Origin of the sequence: Actinomadura sp. NPDC049753 (assembly GCF_040674655.1) — a bacterium.
GTDB classification, from domain to species: Bacteria; Actinomycetota; Actinomycetes; order Streptosporangiales; family Streptosporangiaceae; genus Spirillospora; species Spirillospora verrucosospora.
Map to the genome: position 1 here is coordinate 1 of NZ_JBFARL010000383.1, position 3288 is coordinate 3288.

Below are 3288 nucleotides of genomic sequence, written 5' to 3' on the forward strand. Positions count from 1 at the left end.
GGCCAGGCCGACCGCGCGGGACGCGCTGCGCACCGCCCTCGGCCTGGCCCCCGCGGCCGCGCCCGCGGGGGAGTGGCCCTCCGAATCGGCCCGTCACCTGGCCCGCGAGCGCCGCCGCGTCCGCCGCGGCCTGATCACCGCGATCGCCGCCCCCACCGTCCTCATGGCGGTCCTCGGCGCGGTCATGGCCGGCTACTACGTCTTCGCCACCCTCAACTCCGTCCTGGAGCCCGCCGACTACGGGGCGCTGGCGGTCGGCGACCCGCAGCACCGCGCCGAGCGGGTCCTGCCGCCCATGCAGACCCTCGACACCGGCACCGTCCGCGCCGCCGTCCCCGAGCCTCCCGGCGCCGACTGCCGCTACTACCGGCCCGACGCCAACGTGCTCGGCGTCGGCCGCGTCTACCGGCTGTGCTTCGCCGGCGGCCGCCTCGTCGCCAAGAACACCTACGACACCCGCCAGCTGAGCGCCCAGCGCGCCCACGACCAGGAGGACCAGTGATCAGGGCACTGCTCGCCGACGACGAGGCGATGATCCGCGCGGGCGTGCGCGCGATCCTGACCGCCGACCCCGGCATCGAGGTCGTCGCCGAGGCCGGCGACGGGCGCGAGGCCGTCGACCTGGTCCTGCGGCACCGTCCCGCGGTCGCGCTGCTGGACATCCGCATGCCGCGCCTGGACGGCCTGGCCGCCGCCGCCGAACTGCGCCGCCTGGCTCCCGCCACCGGCGTCGTCATGCTCACCACCTTCGGCGAGGACGAGTACATCGCCCGCGCCCTGGCCGGCGGCGCCAGCGGCTTCCTGCTCAAGTCCGGCGACCCGCGCGAGCTCATCGCCGGGGTCCGCGCCGTCGCCGGCGGCGCCGCCTACCTGTCCCCGAAGGTCGCCCACCGCGTCATCACCCAGATCGGCGGCGGGCGCCTGGACGGCCGCGCCCGCGCCCGCCGCCGCATCACCGGGCTCACCCCCCGCGAGCGCCAGGTGCTGGCGCTGCTCGGCGCGGGCCTGTCCAACGCCGAGATCGCCGGCCGCCTGCACATCGTCGAGGGCACCGTCAAGGCCTACGTCAGCGCGATCCTGACCCGCCTGGACGTCCGCAACCGCGTGCAGGCCGCCGTGCTGGCCTACCAGGCGGGCCTCGTCGACGGCACCGAGGACCCGGCCTGACCCCGATGCGCGTGCGCCCCGGACTTCAGGCGTCGCGGCGACGCAGCACCACCACGCCGCCGCACAGCGCCGCCGCCGTCCACGCCACCAGGATCACCAGCCCCACCGCCTGCGGGTAGGGGCCCTCCCCGGCCATGAAGTACCGGCCGGCGCTGCTGGGCAGGGAGTCCGACACCTTGCGCGCCGGCCCCGACTCGTCCCCGCTCCCCAGCAGCATCGGCACCACCAGCAGGAACAGGAACGCCGTCGTCAGGGACGCCGCCGTGCTGCGCAGCATCGCCCCGACCGCCAGCACCAGCACGCTCACCAGGGCCAGGTACACCCCCGACTGCAGCGCGTCGGCGGCGAACTCGGCGGGCCGCAGCCGCCCCCACCGCGTTGAGCGCGGCCCCGAGCGGGAACGCCACCGCCGCGACCACCACTGCCTTGGCGCCCAGCATCCGGCCGCGCGGCGGCACCCACTGCAGCGTCGCCCGGATGGTGCCCGTGGCGTACTCCCCGGTGATCGCCAGGATCGCCAGGGCCAGCACCACGAACTGGACCATGTCCAGCGCACCGACCGCCACACCGCTGGCCGACACCACCCCCATGTCGTCATCGGGCAGCGCGTTGGTGTTGTTGGAGACCGTCGAGGTCGCCAGCGTGAACGCCATCACCGCCATCAGCGCCACCGCCGACGCCAGCGCCCACCAGGTGGACCGCACCGACCCCAGCTTCGTCCACTCCGCGGCGACGGCACCGCGCCATCCGCCGCCCGTGCCGCGGGCCGCTCCTGCGCCGGGGCCTTCGTCCGCCCGCACCCCTGTGACCGTCATCGCTCAGACCCCGTCCCCGGCATGGCGCCGAACTCCACGCTCGCACCCGTCAACTCCATGTACGCCTCCTCCAGGGACGCCTCCACCGCGCCCAGCTCCAGCACCGGCGCGCCGGCCTCGAACGCGACCAGCCCGACGCGCTCCACGGCCAGCCCCGCCACCCGCAGCTCCTCCTCGCCGGTGCGCCGCACCCGCCCGCCCGCCGACGCCAGCCGATCCGCCAGCACCCGCGCGTGGGGGCTGCGGACCCGCACCTCGCCGCCCGACCCCGCCGCGATCACCTCGGCCATCGGCGCGTCAGCCAGCAGCCTGCCCCTCCCGATCACCACCAGGCGGTCCGCCGTCAGCTGCATCTCACTCATCAGATGCGACGACACCAGCACCGTCCGCCCCTGCGCGGCCAGCGAACGCATCAGCCGCCGCACCCACAGCACCCCGTCCGGATCCAGCCCGTTGACCGGCTCGTCGAACATCAGCACCCCCGGATCGCCCAGCAGCGCGCCCGCGATCCCCAGCCGCTGCCGCATCCCCAGCGAGAACGTCCCCGCCCGCCTGGCCGCGACCGTCTCCAGCCCCACCATCGCCAGGACCTCCTCCACCCGGCCCCGCGCGATGCCGTTGCTGCGCGCCATCGCCAGCAGATGCGCCCGCGCCGACCGTCCCGGATGCACCGCGCCCGCGTCCAGCAGCGCCCCCACCTCCCGCAGCGGGCGCCGCAGCTCCCCGTACCGGCGGCCCCCGACCAGCGCCTCGCCCGCGCTCGGGCGGTCCAGGCCCACCACCATCCGCATCGTGGTGGACTTCCCGGCGCCGTTGGGGCCGAGGAACCCCGTCACCTTCCCCGCCGCCACCTCCAGCGACAGCCCGTCCACCGCCGTCCTGTCCCCGAACCTCTTCGTCAGGCCCCGCAACGTGATCATCTGCGTCCTCCCGTCCAGCCGTCCAGGGCGACGCTAGGCAGTGGGGGAGGACCCGCACACCGGCCGGACGCCAGCCTCCGGCCCCGACTTTCGTCAGGAATCCGGCATCCGCCGGGCGGCCCCCGCGGACGGCCCTTCTCCGGCGGCGCACGCGAACGGACCGCCCCGGGCGGCGCCGAAGCGCCGTCCGGGACGGCCCGTGAGATCCGGTCCGGCCGGTCCGGTCAGCGGAGGGGACCCCGACGCGGCGGCACGCCGCCCATCACGTCCGGCATCGTCACCGACGCGTCGTCCATCGGGACGGCCGCACCGACCATCGGCGCCGCCGCGGCCGCCGGCCGCGGCGTCCCCAGCGGTATCTCCAGACCCGGGCCCCGCGGCGCCGC

At 76.3% G+C, this 3288-nt stretch carries 3 protein-coding genes and 1 pseudogene; 2 read left to right on the plus strand and 2 right to left on the minus strand.

What is annotated here, in order from left to right:
* Positions 1-502: pseudogene (locus tag AB0K37_RS41235) on the plus strand (hypothetical protein); the annotation flags it as partial.
* The gene (locus tag AB0K37_RS41240; protein WP_363991425.1) at positions 499-1167 is read left to right on the plus strand and encodes a response regulator transcription factor; all 669 of its coding nucleotides are present in this window, start codon (positions 499-501) and stop codon (positions 1165-1167) included. The pseudogene AB0K37_RS41235 and the gene AB0K37_RS41240, both read left to right, overlap by 4 nt.
* A 25-nt stretch (positions 1168-1192) precedes the next feature.
* On the opposite strand, the gene AB0K37_RS41245 is transcribed toward AB0K37_RS41240, so the two are convergent.
* Both AB0K37_RS41245 and AB0K37_RS41250 read right to left on the minus strand, forming a co-directional pair.
* Positions 1193-1474 carry a hypothetical protein gene (locus AB0K37_RS41245; protein WP_363991427.1) on the minus strand — a complete coding sequence of 94 codons (282 nt, stop codon included), beginning with the start codon at positions 1472-1474 and terminating at the stop codon, positions 1193-1195.
* A gap of 504 nt (positions 1475-1978) precedes the next feature.
* Positions 1979-2902 (minus strand): ATP-binding cassette domain-containing protein, encoded by a 924-nt coding sequence (locus AB0K37_RS41250; RefSeq protein ID WP_363991429.1) that lies wholly within the window; start codon positions 2900-2902, stop codon positions 1979-1981.
* Between the last annotated feature and the right edge of the window lie 386 nt (positions 2903-3288).

Bases quoted from the DNA above. Each gene is read 5' to 3' on its own strand.
- AB0K37_RS41250 (WP_363991429.1), bottom strand. From the start codon at position 2,902: ATGATCACGTTGCGGGGCCTGACGAAGAGGTTCGGGGACAGGACGGCG.